16 protein-coding genes are annotated in these 16,756 nt (G+C 32.0%); 4 read left to right on the forward strand and 12 right to left on the reverse strand.

Features of this window, described 5'->3' with window-relative positions; translation table 11 throughout:
* Position 1: 1 nt before the first annotated feature.
* Positions 2-781 carry a glutamate racemase gene (gene murI, locus HCAN_RS05440; RefSeq protein WP_006655752.1) on the forward strand — a complete coding sequence of 260 codons (780 nt, stop codon included), beginning with the start codon at positions 2-4 and terminating at the stop codon, positions 779-781.
* A gap of 21 nt (positions 782-802) precedes the next feature.
* Here the strand turns inward: murI and HCAN_RS05445 are convergent, their stop codons facing one another.
* From HCAN_RS05445 to hemE, 9 genes are all read right to left on the reverse strand, one after another.
* On the reverse strand, positions 803-1,540 hold the full coding sequence (locus tag HCAN_RS05445; protein ID WP_006655753.1) for a hypothetical protein: 738 nt from the start codon (positions 1,538-1,540) through the stop codon (positions 803-805).
* A 27-nt stretch (positions 1,541-1,567) separates the two neighbouring features.
* Positions 1,568-2,440 carry a sensor histidine kinase gene (locus HCAN_RS05450; RefSeq protein WP_232049086.1) on the reverse strand — a complete coding sequence of 291 codons (873 nt, stop codon included), beginning with the start codon at positions 2,438-2,440 and terminating at the stop codon, positions 1,568-1,570.
* Entirely contained in the window at positions 2,391-2,870 is a 480-nt protein-coding gene (locus tag HCAN_RS08285) for a hypothetical protein (RefSeq protein WP_232049087.1), read from the reverse strand. The genes HCAN_RS05450 and HCAN_RS08285 overlap by 50 nt, the downstream gene beginning before the upstream one ends.
* Entirely contained in the window at positions 2,849-3,520 is a 672-nt protein-coding gene (gene hsrA / locus HCAN_RS05455) for a homeostatic response regulator transcription factor HsrA (protein ID WP_006655755.1), read from the reverse strand. Before hsrA ends, HCAN_RS08285 begins: the two co-directional genes overlap by 22 nt.
* A gap of 308 nt (positions 3,521-3,828) precedes the next feature.
* Positions 3,829-5,181 (reverse strand): class II 3-deoxy-7-phosphoheptulonate synthase, encoded by a 1,353-nt coding sequence (locus tag HCAN_RS05460; protein WP_006655756.1) that lies wholly within the window; start codon positions 5,179-5,181, stop codon positions 3,829-3,831.
* An 81-nt stretch (positions 5,182-5,262) separates the two neighbouring features.
* Positions 5,263-6,546, reverse strand: a complete 1,284-nt coding sequence (locus HCAN_RS05465; protein WP_006655757.1) for a citrate synthase — start codon at positions 6,544-6,546, stop codon at positions 5,263-5,265.
* 130 nt (positions 6,547-6,676) lie between these two features.
* Positions 6,677-7,198 (reverse strand): LolA-like outer membrane lipoprotein chaperone, encoded by a 522-nt coding sequence (gene lolA / locus HCAN_RS05470; RefSeq protein WP_006655758.1) that lies wholly within the window; start codon positions 7,196-7,198, stop codon positions 6,677-6,679.
* Between the two features lies 1 nt (position 7,199).
* The gene (locus HCAN_RS05475) at positions 7,200-7,715 is read right to left on the reverse strand and encodes a YqhA family protein (RefSeq protein WP_006655759.1); all 516 of its coding nucleotides are present in this window, start codon (positions 7,713-7,715) and stop codon (positions 7,200-7,202) included.
* Positions 7,716-7,797: 82 nt separating this feature from the next.
* The gene (gene hemE, locus HCAN_RS05480) at positions 7,798-8,814 is read right to left on the reverse strand and encodes a uroporphyrinogen decarboxylase (protein ID WP_006655760.1); all 1,017 of its coding nucleotides are present in this window, start codon (positions 8,812-8,814) and stop codon (positions 7,798-7,800) included.
* Between the two features lie 126 nt (positions 8,815-8,940).
* On the opposite strand from hemE, the gene secA reads away from it, so the two are divergent.
* The 3 genes from secA to HCAN_RS05495 are packed head-to-tail and all read left to right on the forward strand — an operon-like array spanning position 8,941 to position 13,585.
* Complete coding sequence (secA, locus tag HCAN_RS05485) at positions 8,941-11,499, forward strand: preprotein translocase subunit SecA (RefSeq protein ID WP_006655761.1); 2,559 nt, start codon at positions 8,941-8,943, stop codon at positions 11,497-11,499.
* Positions 11,496-12,716, forward strand: coding sequence for an ABC transporter permease (locus tag HCAN_RS05490; protein WP_006655762.1), 1,221 nt, complete (start codon positions 11,496-11,498; stop codon positions 12,714-12,716). Before secA ends, HCAN_RS05490 begins: the two co-directional genes overlap by 4 nt.
* Entirely contained in the window at positions 12,716-13,585 is an 870-nt protein-coding gene (locus tag HCAN_RS05495; RefSeq protein WP_006655763.1) for a radical SAM/SPASM domain-containing protein, read from the forward strand. Before HCAN_RS05490 ends, HCAN_RS05495 begins: the two co-directional genes overlap by 1 nt.
* Here the strand turns inward: HCAN_RS05495 and purH are convergent.
* Genes purH through pth form a run of 3 tightly spaced genes read right to left on the reverse strand, consistent with a single transcriptional unit; the run spans position 13,566 to position 16,753 of the window.
* The gene (gene purH / locus HCAN_RS05500) at positions 13,566-15,098 is read right to left on the reverse strand and encodes a bifunctional phosphoribosylaminoimidazolecarboxamide formyltransferase/IMP cyclohydrolase (protein WP_006655764.1); all 1,533 of its coding nucleotides are present in this window, start codon (positions 15,096-15,098) and stop codon (positions 13,566-13,568) included. The genes HCAN_RS05495 and purH overlap by 20 nt on opposite strands.
* 14 nt (positions 15,099-15,112) lie before the next feature.
* Positions 15,113-16,180, reverse strand: coding sequence for an LptF/LptG family permease (locus HCAN_RS05505; protein ID WP_006655765.1), 1,068 nt, complete (start codon positions 16,178-16,180; stop codon positions 15,113-15,115).
* A complete protein-coding gene (gene pth / locus HCAN_RS05510; protein ID WP_006655766.1) occupies positions 16,181-16,753 on the reverse strand; it encodes an aminoacyl-tRNA hydrolase in 573 nt (190 codons plus the stop codon). It lies immediately after the preceding gene.
* Positions 16,754-16,756: the final 3 nt, after the last annotated feature.

Below are 16,756 nucleotides of genomic sequence, written 5' to 3' on the forward strand. Positions count from 1 at the left end.
AATGATTCCTAAAAAAATTGGACTTTTTGATAGTGGAGTGGGTGGCATCAGTGTGCTTGGGAATCTCATTAATTCTAAGACTTTTGAAGAAATTATCTACTATGGAGACACTGCTAGAGTTCCTTATGGAACAAGAAGCAAAGAGACAATCATACAATATTCTCTAGAAGCTCTAGATTTTTTTAAACAATTTAAATTAGATTTACTCGTGGTGGCTTGCAACACTATTAGTGCTTATGGTTTAGAAGCAATGCAAAAAGCTACAAATTACCCTATCATTGGCGTTATTGAACCAGGAGTTTTAGCATTAACCAATAATCTACAAAATAAAGATAGCAAGATTCTTGTGCTTGGCACAAAGGCTACAATTCAAAGCCAACTTTACCAAACACTCCTTGAAAATCAAGGATATTCTTGTATCAATTCGCTTGCAACAAGCCTTTTTGTTCCGCTTGTAGAAGAAGGAATTTTTGGGGGAAAAATCTTGGAATCGGTTATGGAGTATTATTTTCAAGACTACACAGAAAAGCCTGATGCAATCATTCTTGGTTGCACACATTTTCCGTTAATCTCTAAGACAATTGCTCATTATTTTCAAAATAAATTCCCCACACCAAACAAACCCATCTTGATTCACTCAGGAATTGCAATTATGGAATATCTCAAAGCAAAATATACTTTACAAAAACCAAGTATAGCTTCAAAAGTTACTTTCTATGCTAGTGATAATTTAGAAAAACTCAAAAAAACAGCAGATTTATGGCTTAAAGAAATTAATTAAAAGTTATACAATAATTTTTAATTAATAATTTTCCATTAATTCAAAATCTTGAATAATAGTTTTTTTCTGTCTTAAAGGACTTGCAAATTCATTGCCATTTTGATAAATAGGCAAAAGCATAAAATCATTTTCTTTGGAAGCATTAGCATAATATTCGCTAAATTTTTCATCTTTATTAGAGTATTCTAAATTTTGCTTTTTAGAAGTAGTAGCTTCATAAACAAAGTCAAAATGAAAATGCTTTTGGAGTTGTTTTACCTTAGTTGTAATATCTAGATAATACTTTTCTGCTTGAAAATTAGCGCGTTCATTCTTTTGCCAACTATAACCTTTATTATAAGATTTAATAATATTACGCCAATTCCCTTTATGTTGTTTTTCCCAAAATTTTAATTCAGAAATAGCAATTTGTGTCGCAAATTCATCATCTTCAACCAACATTGCACCAACCATATTTTGAGTAAAACCATTTTGCTTTAATTTAGGATAACGATTAATAACTCCGGGAATATAGGCATGAAATATTCCTGCACTTGGATCTTGAAAATTCATTCTATATTCTCCAGCGCAAGATTCTTGCCAAGCAATTGCCGCTAATGTATAGCCAAAACCATCATTTTTACCCGCCAAATAAGCACGGAATAATATTTCCTTTTGTGTATTAGAAAATTGAGAAAGAGGGACACAGGAATTTTTAAATTCAACCTTTGGCACCCCAAAAGCTAGAGTAGCAAACAAACATAAAATAATCCATCGCATAAACACTCCTTGTTTTCACAAGAAAATTTAGCAATTTCTGTTCCAAGTTTTATTAATTTTTAGCTCAAAGATAGCAATACTACCTTGCCTATCAATTCGATTCTGCAAAGAGATACTTCCACCTAATGTATTAGCTGCATTCTTAGCCAAAAATAATCCAAGTCCAGCACCACTTTTATTACCTGCTCTCCTAAAAGGTGCATAAATATCATCTAGCTCTGAATCAATACCGCATCCCTCATCAATCACAATGATTTTTAAAACATCATTTTCAAGACTGCTTTTTAGTAACACACTCTTCCCTCTAGGTGTAAATTTAAAAGCATTCTGTAAAAAGTTTTGCACAATCTGCGTTAAAAGAGTCGGCTTTAAGGTAATCATTGTTTCTTCTTGTGGAATTTCTACTAAAAATTTTTTACCCTCTTTTTTACTTAAAATTTGAAAATTATTGGCAATATTTTTAAGTATTTTATTAACATTCACAAGACTAGATTTTTCAAACTGCGCACTCTCTTGCCTTCCTAAATCTAAAAGCATTTTAATGATTGTATTGGCTTCATTGATGCTATGAATATTCTCTTTTAAAGCTTCAATATAAATATTTTTTTCCCTCTCTTTAATCAAGGTAACTTCACATTTTGTTTTCATAACCGCCAAAGGGGTTTTTAATTCGTGGGCAATACCTATAAAAAGCTGTTTTTGACTCCCAAGATAATTCTTAATTCTTTCTAAGAGATTATTTACAGAAAGCACTAATGGGTGAAATTCTATAGGAAGTTCTTTATCATCAAGTATCTCAAGATCATTTTCCTTGATTCTTTGCAAAGTAAAAGAAAGTTTTTGTATGGGCTTATAAAGAATACTTGAAAAAGCCAAAGCAAAAAGTAAAATTAAAATCAAAGCAAAAAAAATTCAAAAGAATAATTCCTTTAAAAAGATAGTTTAAAAATATTTTTTCTTTAGTAATATCTTTGGTGATTTTAATAGTTTTATTGTTTTTATAAGGCTTTAAAATAGTAAAATAAGTTCGTTTTAATTCCTTTTGCTCTATGTATTGCGTATTGGGAATTTCTTCTGAAAGAATCGATATTTGCAAAGTAGAATCTTCTAAAATATTTGAGCTTTGAATGTAAAAAGTTTGATTTGGGGAATAATTAATGTTATTTGTGAGAATATGTTGTATTTGAGTTTGTAATTCATTTTTAATATTATTATAAACACTAAAATAGAGATAATTATAAAGTGCAGATGAAAAAATAATTAAAAGCACGACAAAAGAAATGGTGATTTGTCGTGTATAATCACCCCTTATGCTCCTTTGGGATAACAAAATCTGTAGCCTCTTCGTCTAACTGTTTCAATCGTGGCAATATCTAGAGGTTTATCCATTTTTTGTCTAATTTGATTAATTGCAACTTCAATAACATTTGGAGTTACCAACTCTGGTTCTTCCCAAATTGCGTCTAATAATTGTTCTTTGGAGACAATTTGGTCTCTATGTCTTGCAAGATGCGTCAAAACTTCAAAAGGTTTCCCTTTTAGTTCAATTTCTTGTCCTTTATAAGTAATTTTCTCTTCATCGGGATTGATAATTAAGTCTTCAATTTCAATTAAATTCGTGCCACCAAATCTTAATCTTGCTTCAATTCTTGCTACCAAAACATTAAAATCAAAAGGTTTTGCCAAAAAATCATCTGCACCCGATCTTAATGCTTCAACTTCACTTTCAGCATCATCTCTAGCAGAAATAATGACAACTGCAGTGCGGGGAGATTTACTCTTAACTTGATTGATAATTTCCAAACCGCTACCATCAGGTAACATCCAATCCACCAAAACCAAATCATAATTTCGAATACTAATAAAATATTCTCCATCTTTTAAATTCTCTGCTACATCTGTTTGATAATTAAATTCATTTAATCCTTCTGTCATTGTTTTATTAAGACTAATTTCATCCTCAATAATCAAGATACGCATTTAATATCCTTATCCCTAATAGATTTTTAAAACTTTTCAAACATTATAACATAATATTTAGTTATTTTTAAAAAAACTTTTATAAAAATTTAATAAAAATATTTTGAAAATTTTAAATTCTTTTTTTGTTTTTTGTATTATTTGATATTTAAAAAATACTTTGAAAAAATAGAAGTTTTTAAGAGTTTTTAATCTTTCAGTAATTAAAAAGAATATCAAAATAACCCAGCAAAGCTTTTTTATAAGCTCTTTTGAGTCATTCTTTCAAATCAAACTTTCAATTTTTTATTTTTCCATAAACATTGATGCTAAATTTTACGATTTTTCAAAACATCTGCGATTAAAAAAGACATTTCTATGGCTTGACTAGCATTTAGACGAGGATCGCATTGTGTGTTATAATTACAGCCTAGATTTTCTTCAGTAATGGCTTGCATACCGCCGATACATTCTGTCACATCTTCACCTGTCATCTCTAAATGCACTCCACCCGCATAAGTTCCTACGCTTTTGTGAATCTCAAAAAAGCTTTTAACTTCCTCTAAAATACTATCAAAAGTGCGCGTTTTGTAACCGCTACTAGCCTTAATTGTATTTCCATGCATCGGATCAATACTCCAAACAATCTCCCTGCCCTCTTCTTTAATGGATTGAAGTAATTTAGGGAGTTTATCTTTGATAGTGTTAGCTCCCATTCTAATAATAAAGTTTAACCTTCCAGCTTCATTTTTTGGATTTAAAATATCGCAAATTCCTAAAATATCCTCTTTTGTGGCATTAGGTCCAATTTTCACTCCAACAGGATTTTCAACCCCTCGTAAAAATTCCAAATGAGCACCTTCTAGATTCCTTGTTCTCTCTCCAATCCAAAGCATATGAGCCGAACAATCATACCACTTGCCACTCAAATGATCTTTGCGTGTCAAAGCTTCTTCGTAATTCAATAACAATGCTTCATGAGAAGTAAAAAATTCAGTTTCGTGAAGAATTGGAGTATTGCTTGAATTAATTCCACACGCCTCCATAAAAGCTAACGCTTGAGTGATTTTATCTGCCATTTCCTTATAGCGATCACTTGAAGCTCCACTAACAAAATCTAAATTCCATTTTTGCACTTGATTTAAATCTGCCAATCCACCTTGTGCAAAAGCACGAATGAGATTCAAAGTTGCCGCAGATTGATTATAAGCCTGCAAGATTCGACTTGGATCAGCCTCCCTTGCTTCTTTTGTAAATTGAATATCGTTAATAATATCACCGCGATAACTTGGCAATGTGATTCCATCAATTGTCTCTGTATCACTCGATCTTGGTTTTGCAAATTGCCCTGCTAATCGACCTACCTTAACAATGGGACAAGCTCCCGCATAGGTTAAAACAACTGCCATTTGCAGAATCACTTTAAATAAATCTCTGATTCTTATGGCATTAAAATCTGAAAAGCTCTCCGCACAATCTCCACCTTGTAACAAGAACGCATCTCCTCTTGAGACTTTGGCTAAATGATTTTTTAAACATTGCGCCTCCCCAGCAAAAACAAGTGGAGGATATTTACTTAACTGCACTTCAACACTTTTTAAAAACTCTAAATCATTGTAAATGGGCTGTTGGAGAGCTACCTTTTGTCTCCAACTTTGTGGATTCCATTCTTTATTTGACATTCATATTTCCTAAATTTAAAATATTTCCGTATCTTAACAAACCCAAAATAAAATTGCCCTTACCTAAAAAGCGTTTTTAAATTATTTTCCTAAATAAACTTGTCTTGGTCGTGTAATTCTAGCGTGTGGATTTTTAATGTGCTCCATTACTTGCGCACACCAACCCGGCATTCTTCCTATAACAAAAATTGGCGTAAATAATGTAACTGGAATCTTAAGCGCTGTTAAAATAATTCCACTATAAAAATCTACATTAGGATACAAATTTCTTTCTTTGAAATAATCATCATTCAAAGCCACTTCTTCTAGTTTTTCAGCAATTTCACTCAATCTCGCATCCATTTTGATTCCCTTTTGATTGAGTTCATCTTTAAGAGCTTTAATTGCTTTTGCACGCGGATCATAACTTTTATAAACACGATGCCCAAAGCCCATTAATCTAAAAGGATCACTTTTATCTTTAACTCGAGCAATAAATTTATCCACATTTTTTACATCTCCAATTTCTTTGAGCTGCACCAAAACTTTTTCGTTTGCACCACCATGAGCAGGACCCCAAAGCGCATTAATTCCAGCAGAAATTGCAGCATAAGGATGCACTCCTGTAGAAGCAACATTGCGAACAGTTGTTGTTGAAGCATTTTGTCCATGATCAGCATGCAGTGTGAAGATTTTATCAAGTGCTTCAACTTCCAAAGGGGAAATCTCTTCGCTTCCATTTAAGGTTTGTTTGAGTTTTCCACCTGGATAAGCACGCAACATATATAGAAAATTCTCTACATAATTCCTTTGAATATCTGGATAAATTAAAGGCGCTCCAATAGAATTGCGATAAGAAAAAGCTACTAAAGTAGTAATTTTTGCAATGATTCTGCGTGCCATAGTTTGGTAATCATCTTCATCATCCATATCTCTATGATCAAAGTGAAAAGTTGATAATGCTGCCACTGCAGAGCTTAGATTTGCCATTGGGTGAGCATTATCAGGAAAGGCACTAAAAATATTAATGAGCCCTTCATGTAAAAATGATCGGTGTCGTAACTCCAAATCAAATTCTTTTGATTCTTTTTCATCTTTTGGAGCTTCTCCTGTGATAAGCAATTTTGCAACATCAGTAAATTTATATTTTTTAACAATTTCTTCAATGGGTATGCCTTTATAAAGCAATTTACCATTTTTGCCATCTACATAACTAATAGTCGATTCGCAACCTGCGGTAGAACCATATCCTGGATCATAAGAAAAAATATTAGTTCTTTCAAACAATTTACTAAAATCAACCGCCTTAGGTCCTCTTGTGCATTCTATCAAATCAAAATCAAATTTTTCGCCAGTTTCATTATTAATTAGTGTGATTGTTGCCATATTAACTCCTTAAATCATTTTCTTAATCATTAAGTATTGTAATGCACTTTTTGATAAAAGTCAAAAAAAAATTAATTTTTACAAGAAAAAATAGATTATTGCTATTTTTTTACACATTTATATTTTAAAATTAATTGTAGAGAATATCAAGATTGCTTGTTGGTTTAAATTCAAAAATTTGCAGATTAAGCTTGTGATTAGTTTGTATATTTTCAAAAAGAATCTCAACAGAATTACCCACTGCATCCATAAAAGTAATTTGCTTTAAAATACCTTTGTCAAAAAACAAATGATAAGTTTGTCCTAGAATCTCTGCTGTATAATAATTTTCTTTAACAAGTTTTGCTTCTTTAATTAAAGTTAAAATATCAAGATTTTCTTTTAAAGTGCTATAAATAGCTTGTTCTAACTTTGGCTCATAGATAATCATTGAATCTTTATTGATATAAACTTCTTTAGGGATCGGACTTTCATATTTCCAAAGCACAAAATGTGGCGCAAGAGCAAAGAATTCACCTTTATAAAGAATGGTGCTATTTTGACTAATGAGCTTTTGAGTAAAATTAGCCTGCATTGATTGCAATGTCCTAATTTCTTGTGCATTTAAGAAGCTTAAAAATAGCAAAAAGATTAACAAAATTTTTAATAACATTTTAATGCTTTGAATCTTTATGTAAAAAATACAAACCAATTGCTAAAGCTAAAATAGAAATAGCAAAATACAACATATCTTGTGTATTTTTCATTCCCATATTAAGAACTTTGGAAAAAAAGGCTACAATTAGCGCCATTACAATCACTTTAGCTAATTTATCTTTGAGCTGATCAAGTGTATGAATTTCTAAAACTTTAGAACTACTTTCATCTTTGATTTGAATCTTGCAAATAAAAAGCTCATATAAACCAAAGGCAAAGATTAATAGCACCACTGCAATCAAATACAAATCAATTGCCATAATGATTGTATTAAGCAAAATATTGTGAATATCAGATCCTGCTGGTAAAAGATGCATATAATACAAAAAGGTATCTTTAGCTGCTTTGATAATATCCACACTTGCTACAATAAAAAGCAAAATAGCTCCGATTAAAGACAAAATGACCGCCAATACAATAAACAAACGGGCATTCCACATTAATTTTTCAAAGACAATACGCAATGATTCCAAACACAAATCCTTTTTGCTTAATTAATTGTATTATAGCGAGAATCCGCTTAAAAGCCACCTTTTAATAAAATAAATTTTATTTTTAGAAACGATATTGATGAATAAAATCTACTAATTTAATAGCATTTTCTCGTGGCAAATCTGGCAACATTCCATGTCCCAAATTAAAAATATGTCTTTTGCCTTGCATTAAATCTAAAATATCTTTAGCACCCTCAAGCATTGATTTTTCATCATAGATTCTACAAGGCTCTAAATTACCTTGTAAAACATACTTATCTCCTAATTTTTCTTTAGCTATTTTTAATGGAGTGCTCCAATCTACTCCAAAGACATCAAACTCTCCATCAATCTTATCTAAATAGCCTGAAATTCCTTTAGGAAATAAAATAACTGGTATTTCTGGGTATTTTTGCTTAATAAAAGAAGCGATTTGTTTGCAATATTCAAATCCAAATTCCAAATACGCTGATTCTTCTAAGGCTGCCGCCCAAGAATCAAAAATCATCACTGCATTCACTCCTGCTTTAATTTGCGATTCAAGATAATTTTTCAAATTATGTGTAATAAGCTCTAATAAGTTATGCAAAAATTGGGCATTAGAATAAAGTATTTTTTTAGTTTGATTGTAAGTCTTACTTCCCTGCCCTTCTATCATGTAAGTTGCTAAAGTCCAAGGTGCTCCACAAAAACCAATTAATGCCTTATCTTTAGCAAGTTTTTGACGCGTCATTGTAATCGTATCATAAACATAATTTAGTGATAAATGTGAATCTTGCCTAAGTTGCTTTAAATCTTTATCGCTTTGAATAGTTTGTGTAAATTTTGGACCTTCTCCTGTAAAAAATCCGAGCTCCATTCCCATTTCCATTGGCACCACTAAAATATCACTAAAAAGAATGGCTGCATCAACTCCCAAAATATCTATGGGCTGTAAAGTAACCTCTGAGGCAAGCTTAGGATTCTTACAAAGCGATAAAAAATCTCCTGCTTGTTTTCTTGTTTCTCTATACTCACTTAAATATCTCCCTGCTTGTCGCATAAACCAAACAGGAGTATAAGGGGTTTCTTTACCAAAACACGCATCAATAAAAATCATATTTTTCCTTTGCCTAAAATATTTTTCGCATTTTATCTAAGTAAAATACCATTTATGCTAAAATTTTTAAAATTCTTTTTAATTTTATAGAGCTTCAAATCAATACTGAAGCTAAGGTTGGAGTAAATGTTTTCACTAATAAAAAAAATTTTAAATAGTAAAAATGACCGATTGGTAGGGCATTATAAAAAACAAATTAAAAAAATTAATGAGCTTGAATCAAAGTATGCTGCTTTAAGCGATGAGGAGCTTAAAAATTCCTTTCAAGAGCTCAAAAATCAAGTTCAAACTTCAAAAAACCCTCAAGAAGAATTAAACAAAGTCCTTTTTCAATCCTTTGCAATCACGCGCGAAGCCAGTAAAAGAGTTTTAAATATGCGTCATTTTGATGTTCAGCTCATTGGGGGAATGGTTTTACACGAAGGTAAAATTGCCGAAATGAAAACGGGAGAGGGAAAAACATTGGTTGCAACTTTGCCCGTTTGCCTTAATGCTATGCTAGGAAAAGGTGTGCATATCGTAACGGTAAATGATTATCTTGCACAACGAGATGCAGAAACAATGCGACCACTTTATGAATTTTTGGGGTATAGTGTGGGCGTAATTGTCGGTGGAATTTATGATGATTCACACCGCTTGGCTCAATATTCTTGCGATATTACTTATGGAACGAATAATGAATTTGGATTTGACTATTTGCGTGATAATATGAAATATGATTTTAATCAAAAAGTCCAAAAAGAGCATTATTTTGCCATTGTTGATGAAGTGGATTCCATTCTTATTGATGAAGCAAGAACACCACTTATCATTTCTGGACCAGCAAACCGCGTCCTAAAAAACTATGAAATTGCTAATAATGTCGCTTTAAAACTCAAAGAAAATGAGGATTACACTATCGATGAAAAAAACAGAGTGATTCTGCTCACAGAAAGTGGAATCAACCACGCAGAAAAACTTTTTGGAATTGATAATCTTTATAGTGTTGATAATGCGATTCTTGCACACCATTTAGATCAAGCCCTTAAAGCTAATAAACTCTTTAAAAAAGACAAAGATTATGTTTTACGCGATGGAGAAGTTGTTATAGTAGATGAATTCACAGGAAGACTTAGTGAGGGAAGACGCTTTAGTGAGGGATTACATCAAGCCCTAGAAGCCAAAGAAGGCGTTAAAATCAAAGAAGAATCTCAAACGCTTGCAGACATTACTTATCAAAATTATTTTAGACTTTATCAAAAACTTGCCGGTATGACAGGGACTGCACAAACTGAAGCAAGTGAATTTTTGCAAATTTATAATCTTGAAGTTGTCTCAATCCCAACAAACTTGCCTATCAAAAGAAAAGATTTAAATGATTTAATTTACAAAACCGAAAGAGAAAAATTTAATGCACTTGTAGAAAAAATTATTGAATTAAATAAAAAGGGGCAACCTATTTTAGTTGGAACAGCCTCCATTGAAAAAAGTGAAAAGATTCACGATCTACTCAAATCTAAAAGGATTCCGCATTCTGTATTAAATGCCAAAAATCACGCCCAAGAAGCCGAAATCATCAAAGATGCTGGAAATAAAGGAGCTGTAACAATTGCTACAAATATGGCAGGGCGCGGTGTGGATATAAAAATCAATGATGAAGTAAGAGAGCTTGGCGGACTTTATATTATTGGAACAGAAAGACACGAATCACGAAGAATAGACAATCAATTACGCGGTAGAAGCGGAAGACAAGGCGATCCTGGAACAAGCCAATTTTATTTGAGCTTAGAAGATCCTTTATTACGCATTTTTGGTAGCGATAAGATTAAAAACATTATGGATAAGTTAGGGCTTGATGATGGAGAACACATTGAATCAAAACTTGTAACACGATCTGTGGAAAATGCGCAAAAAAAAGTGGAAAGTATGCATTTTGAAGCAAGAAAGCATTTATTGGAATACGATGATGTTGCAAATGAACAAAGGAAAGCTATTTATCGTTTAAGGGATGAATTACTTAACCCAAAACAAGACATTTCCCATAAGATTATTGAAAATCGTCATGAAGCCATTGCAATGCTTTTACAAAAAGCTGAAGTATTTAACGATACTGATAATTTAGAATCGCTTTGTGCTATGGCTTTAGAAGATTTCAATATAGTGCTTAATATCCAAGAATTAAAAGATTCTTATCAAAAAAATAATAATTTTGAAACTTGGATTGATGAAAAAATGAAACAAATCTATGAAGATAAAATGTCAATCCTTGATAATCAAACTCGGATCGAAATTGAAAAACTCGTCTATTTGCAAACTTTAGATAATTTATGGCGCGATCATTTATATATTATGGATACACTCAAGACCGGTATAGGATTGCGTGGATATAACCAAAAAGATCCTTTAGTGGAATATAAAAAAGAAAGTTACAATCTCTTTTTAGAATTAGTTAGTCAAATCAAATACACTACCATTAAAATGCTTTATAAAGTGCAACTAAAAACCAATCAAGAAAGCGAAGAAGAAGCTAAAATCGCTCTCCAAAAACTTAATAATAGCAATCAAAATGCAAAAACTAATCACGAGAATCCCCCTGTATTTAAAAAGAAACCCGTTAGAAATGAACCTTGTCCTTGCGGAAGTGGTAAAAAATATAAAAATTGTTGCGGTATGAGTGGTCCAAAAAAAGGGATTTTAGCAAAATGACGCAAAAAGGAATTATTTCTTTTTTGTTATTTCGCTATCTGCGATTCAATAAACACCAACCTTTTATTTCCATTGCTGCCATTTTAGCATTTTTAGGGGTTTGCATTGGGGTTATGGTTTTAATTGTTGCAATGGCGTTAATGAATGGATTTGACAAAGAATTTGAACGCAAACTCTTTATTATGAATTATCCCCTCACTATGATTCAAGGAAGTCCAGAAAAAATCACCAAAGAAACTCTAGAAGATTTACAAAAAAACTTTCCACAATTGCAATTTAGCCCTTTTATTCAAACTCAAGCAATTTCAAAAATAGGGAATCATATGGAAGGAGCGATGGTTTTTGGTATAGATTTTGAATTTGAGAGTAAAATTAATCCCATCTTTAAAGAAGCTTATCTTCAATCCCAACAAAATCAAAATCAAACAAAAGAAATCTTTAGCGTGATTGTTGGCAAAAGTCTCAAAGATTCTTATAGATTAAACTATCAATCAAATTTACTCCTTATTTTTACAGACTTTACTCCCAATGCAATACAACTAAGCCCTACTATGAAGCGTTTTGTAGTAGAGGGCTTCTTTCAATCAGGTTTAATCGCTTATGATAAGGGCTATATTTATACCAGTCTTGAAGCAATGCAAATCATCAAAAATCTCCCTAAAGATACCTATGATGGCATTCACATTCACTCTAACAATCCACAAAAGGACATTGTGTCTCTCCAAGAAGCATATCCGCAAATGCGAATTGTTGGTTGGTGGGAGCAAAATGGAAATTTCTTTGCAGCCTTAGCACTAGAAAAACGCGCATTATTTATCGTTTTGATGCTTATTATTCTAGTTGCTTCTCTTAATATTATTAGTTCCCTTTTAATGACTGTGATGAATAGAAGACGAGAAATTGCCCTATTACTCACTATGGGGACAAGCACTAAAGAGATTCAAAAAACTTTTCTTTATTTGGGGAATTTTATAGGCATCAGTGGAATTATCTGTGGAAGCATTTTAGCTTTTATTATTCTTTTCTTGCTTTCAAGTTTTCCTATTATCTCACTGCCCGCAGATGTTTATGGTAGCTCAAAATTACCCTTAGAACTTTCTTTGCTTGATTTATTTTCAATTTTGTGTGGCTCTTTTGCAATCGTTTTCTTTTCTTCTTATTATCCAGCCAAAAAAGCTACTCAAATTAATCCTTTAGAAGTTTTGCGTAACGAATAGTGAAGCCCTTTCAAAAAATTTTTATTGAGATTACAAATTTTTGTGGGCTTTCTTGCTCCTTTTGCACCCCCAAAAAAGCTAAAGATTCTATGGATTTAAATGATTTTAATAAAATATGCAAAGAAATTGCACCTTTCACTCATTTATGTGCTTTGCATATCTTAGGAGATCCGCTAACGCTTGATAATCTTGAATCTTATCTTAAAATTGCAACAATGCACCAACTTAAAATTGATATTACTACAAGTGGTTTTTATTGGAATAATGAAAAAATTAATCTCCTTTTACAAAGCCCCTGCGTTCATCAAATCAATATTTCACTCACAAGCTCCCTTTATCAAAAAAAACCGACTAATCTAAAAACTTATTTTGATTCTATTTTTACCCTACTCTCTAAGCATCAAGTAATACAAAGTGAAAAATTCATTAATTTAAGACTTTGGAATCTTCAAAAAGATTTTACTTCACCACTAAAAAATTCCCCTATTTATCAAGCTTTGCAGGATTTTTTTCAAGTCCCTATTACAACACCAAAAACGCGTTTAGCCTACAAAATCCATTTACTTGAACAACCTTTTTTTGAATGGGTCAATCTAGAATCTCAAATAATTTCACAAAAAGGATTTTGCTATGGAGGTAGCAAACAACTTGGTATTTTATGCAATGGAGATGTAGTGCCTTGTTGTTTTGATACTAAAGGAGTGATGAATTTTGGTAATTTACTAAAAGATTCAATGCCAAAAATCTTAGAAAATCCTCGTCTAAAAAGACTAGTTGAGAACTTTAAAAATGGGGTAAGGATTGAAGAGCTTTGTTGGCACTGCAATTACCCCGATTATCTTATTAAACTTAATGTAGAAAATGTCTAAAACCACTAAAGTAAAGCGCCATACCTTTTTGATTAGCACATTCAATCACCTCTTCATCGCGGATACTTCCTCCAGGTTCAATCACCGCACTCACACCAACCTTATAAGCCTCTTCTATGCTATCCTTAAAAGGAAAAAACGCTTCACTTGCCAAAACACAACCCCTTAAATCAATTCCCATTTCTTCTGCTTTTCTAATTGCAGCCTTTGCTGCATCAACGCGGCTTGTCATTCCCATTCCAACAGCTACCATAGCAGAATCTTTAACATACACTACACAATTTGATTTCACTAAACTCGCCACTTTATAGGCAATCTCTAAATCTTTCATTTGTTCTTTTGTGGCTTGTTTTTGGCTAACACATTTTGCATTTTTCACTTCACTAGGTGCTACACTATCTGCTTCTTGCAAAACAAATCCCCCTTCAATATGTTTAAAATCTTGTCCATCTTTTGGAAAACAAAGTTTCTCTCCACCACAAACGAAAATTTTAATCTTTTTCTTGCTCTCAAAAACTCTCAAAGCTTCCTCTGTAATGCTTGGCGCTACCAATACTTCAATAAAAATCTTATTGATTTCATTAGCCAAATCCACACCCACTTCGCCATTAACCGCAACAACTCCACCATAAGCAGAAATATTATCGCATTTTAAAGCCGCAATGTATGATTCTAAGACATTCTCTTTTATTGCAAAACCACAAGGATTTCCGTGTTTAACAATACACACACAAGGTTTATCCTCAAAACTTGAAGCAATTTTAACCGCACTATTAATATCTGTTAAATTATTGAAGCTAATTTCACCTTTAAGCGCTTTAAAGTGTTTGGAATAAAAATCACCAAATTCATAATACGCTCCTTTTTGGTGAGGATTTTCTCCGTATCTTGTAGGATTTACAAGCTTCCCAGCAATAAAGTGATTCTTTCCAAAACCGCTATTGAAACGCTTATTCATATAATTTGCAATCATACAATCATAAGCAGCTGTGTGTTCAAATGCTTTAATCATTAATTCTTGACGAAATTCAAAAGTATTTTGCCCATTTTCAAGTTTTTCAAGCACTCTTTTATAATCATTACAATCCGTTACAATCAGCACCGATTCAAAATTCTTGGCTGCTGCCCTAACCATTGAGGGACCACCAATATCAATATTTTCTATAATCTCTCCAAAATCCTCTGTTTTTTCAATCGTTTCTTTAAAGGGATAGAGATTTACACAAACTAAGCTAATATCTTTTATCCCAAATTCAGATGCTTTTTGCCTATCATCTTGATTGTTACGCCTATGCAATATCCCACCATGAATCTTAGGATGCAATGTCTTAACACGACCATCAAACATTTCTGGGCTTTGTGTGTATTCACTCACTTCTAATGCTTTGATTGCATTTTCCCTTAAAATCTTCAAAGTTCCGCCTGTAGATAAGATCTCATAACCTAAACTCACAAGCCCTTTTGCAAATTCAACAATGCCTTTTTTATCGCTTACGCTTAATAATGCTGTCATATTTTCTCCTTTTATTATTCTTTAAATAACCTTAAAAATAGCCATAAGCTCACTAAACCTAAGATTCCAATAGGTAAAATGATACTTACTTCTGGCGGCAAAAAACCACTCATAGAGAGCCTAGAAAAACTAAAAAATACACCCCATACAATCAAAACTCCAAGAATCATTCCCAAAGTAATTCCGCCAATATTAGCATAACGATTAGAATTTGGAGTAAATCTAGCCAAACACACCATCACCAAAGGAGCAAAAAATGGAAAAAATATCAAAGCATAAAGAGAGCTGCGAAGTTTTTGAGTATTAACTCCTTGTTTTTTGAGAAGCCATATTGCTTCTAATGCATCAACAATAGAAACACTACCCTGCTTTTCATAAATATTATCTAAAATTTTAGGTTTAAAACCTTCTAGTGTTTCATAAGTTTTTTGTTCCTCAATTTTAAGGGGATTTTTACCCACTTCAAGATTGGAATCAAGAGTGGTGATTCTAGCGTCTTCTAATTTCCATTTATCTTCAATAAAAGTTGCTTTTGGGGCTTCAATAATTTTAATAACTTGCTTGTTAAAAACTTCATAAACTTTAACATTCTCTGCCATCTTTAAAAGAGGGAATATTTTTTCAAAATAAATATAATTTTCATTGTATTTTATAAATAAATCATTTTTATAACTCCCCAAATATCCTCGCTCAATAATCAAATCCACTCGTTCCTTAGCATAAGCAAAAGGAGTTGCATTAAGCAAAACAAACAAAAGGGTGATTAAAAATGATACTATAAAAATAGGCAAGAAGATTCTTGCTTTTGAATATCCAAGTGCCAAAAAAGCTGTAAATTGTGAATTTCTCAACATAGAAATTGATAAAACAATTTGAGCTAACACCAAGGAAAGTGGTAAAATAAAATTACTTGCATACACAAAATCATAAAAAATGAGCAAAACTATCAAATTTGCAGATTGAGGTAATTCATCAAGATATTTTACTAAATCTATTAAAACAAAAAAGCATTCTAGTGATACAAAAAGAATAAAAAAATACTTCAAATATAAAGAAATAATGTAGCGTGAAAATAAAGTCATTTATTTGTCTTTTGGATTTAAAGTATAGAGACTAGAAATTTTGCTTGCCAATTCACTAGGATTTTCTAATTTTACTATTTCCAATGCTGGTTTAATGCAATGTTTTATGATTTCTTCATTTTCTATTGATTCTTCTTTGCTAAAATCTCCCAAAACCCAATCAATCACTTGATTTTTTAAAGGAGGTTTTCCAATCCCATAACGCAAACGATAATACTCTTTGCCACACAATTCATCAATGGATTTTAATCCATTATGTCCGCCACTGCCTCCACCAAATTTAAATCGCACTGTCCCAAAAGGCAAATCAAGATCATCGTGAATAACAAGCATTTTGTCTATTTTGTAAAAGTTTTTAACACTTAAAACTGATTTTCCAGAAAGATTCATAAAAGTTGAAGGCTTTAAAAGAAGAATTTGGGAAGCCTTATAAAGCTCCCCATAGAAATCTTTACTAGATTGCTTTGTAGCATTTAAAAAAGCAATCAAAGAATCAACAATGCAAAAGCCGATATTATGGCGATTGTTTTTATATTTTTCGCCAATATTACCTAACCCTACAATTAAAAACATTTC

The organism is Helicobacter canadensis MIT 98-5491 (assembly GCF_000162575.1).
In the GTDB taxonomy this organism is placed as follows: domain Bacteria; phylum Campylobacterota; class Campylobacteria; order Campylobacterales; family Helicobacteraceae; genus Helicobacter_D; species Helicobacter_D canadensis.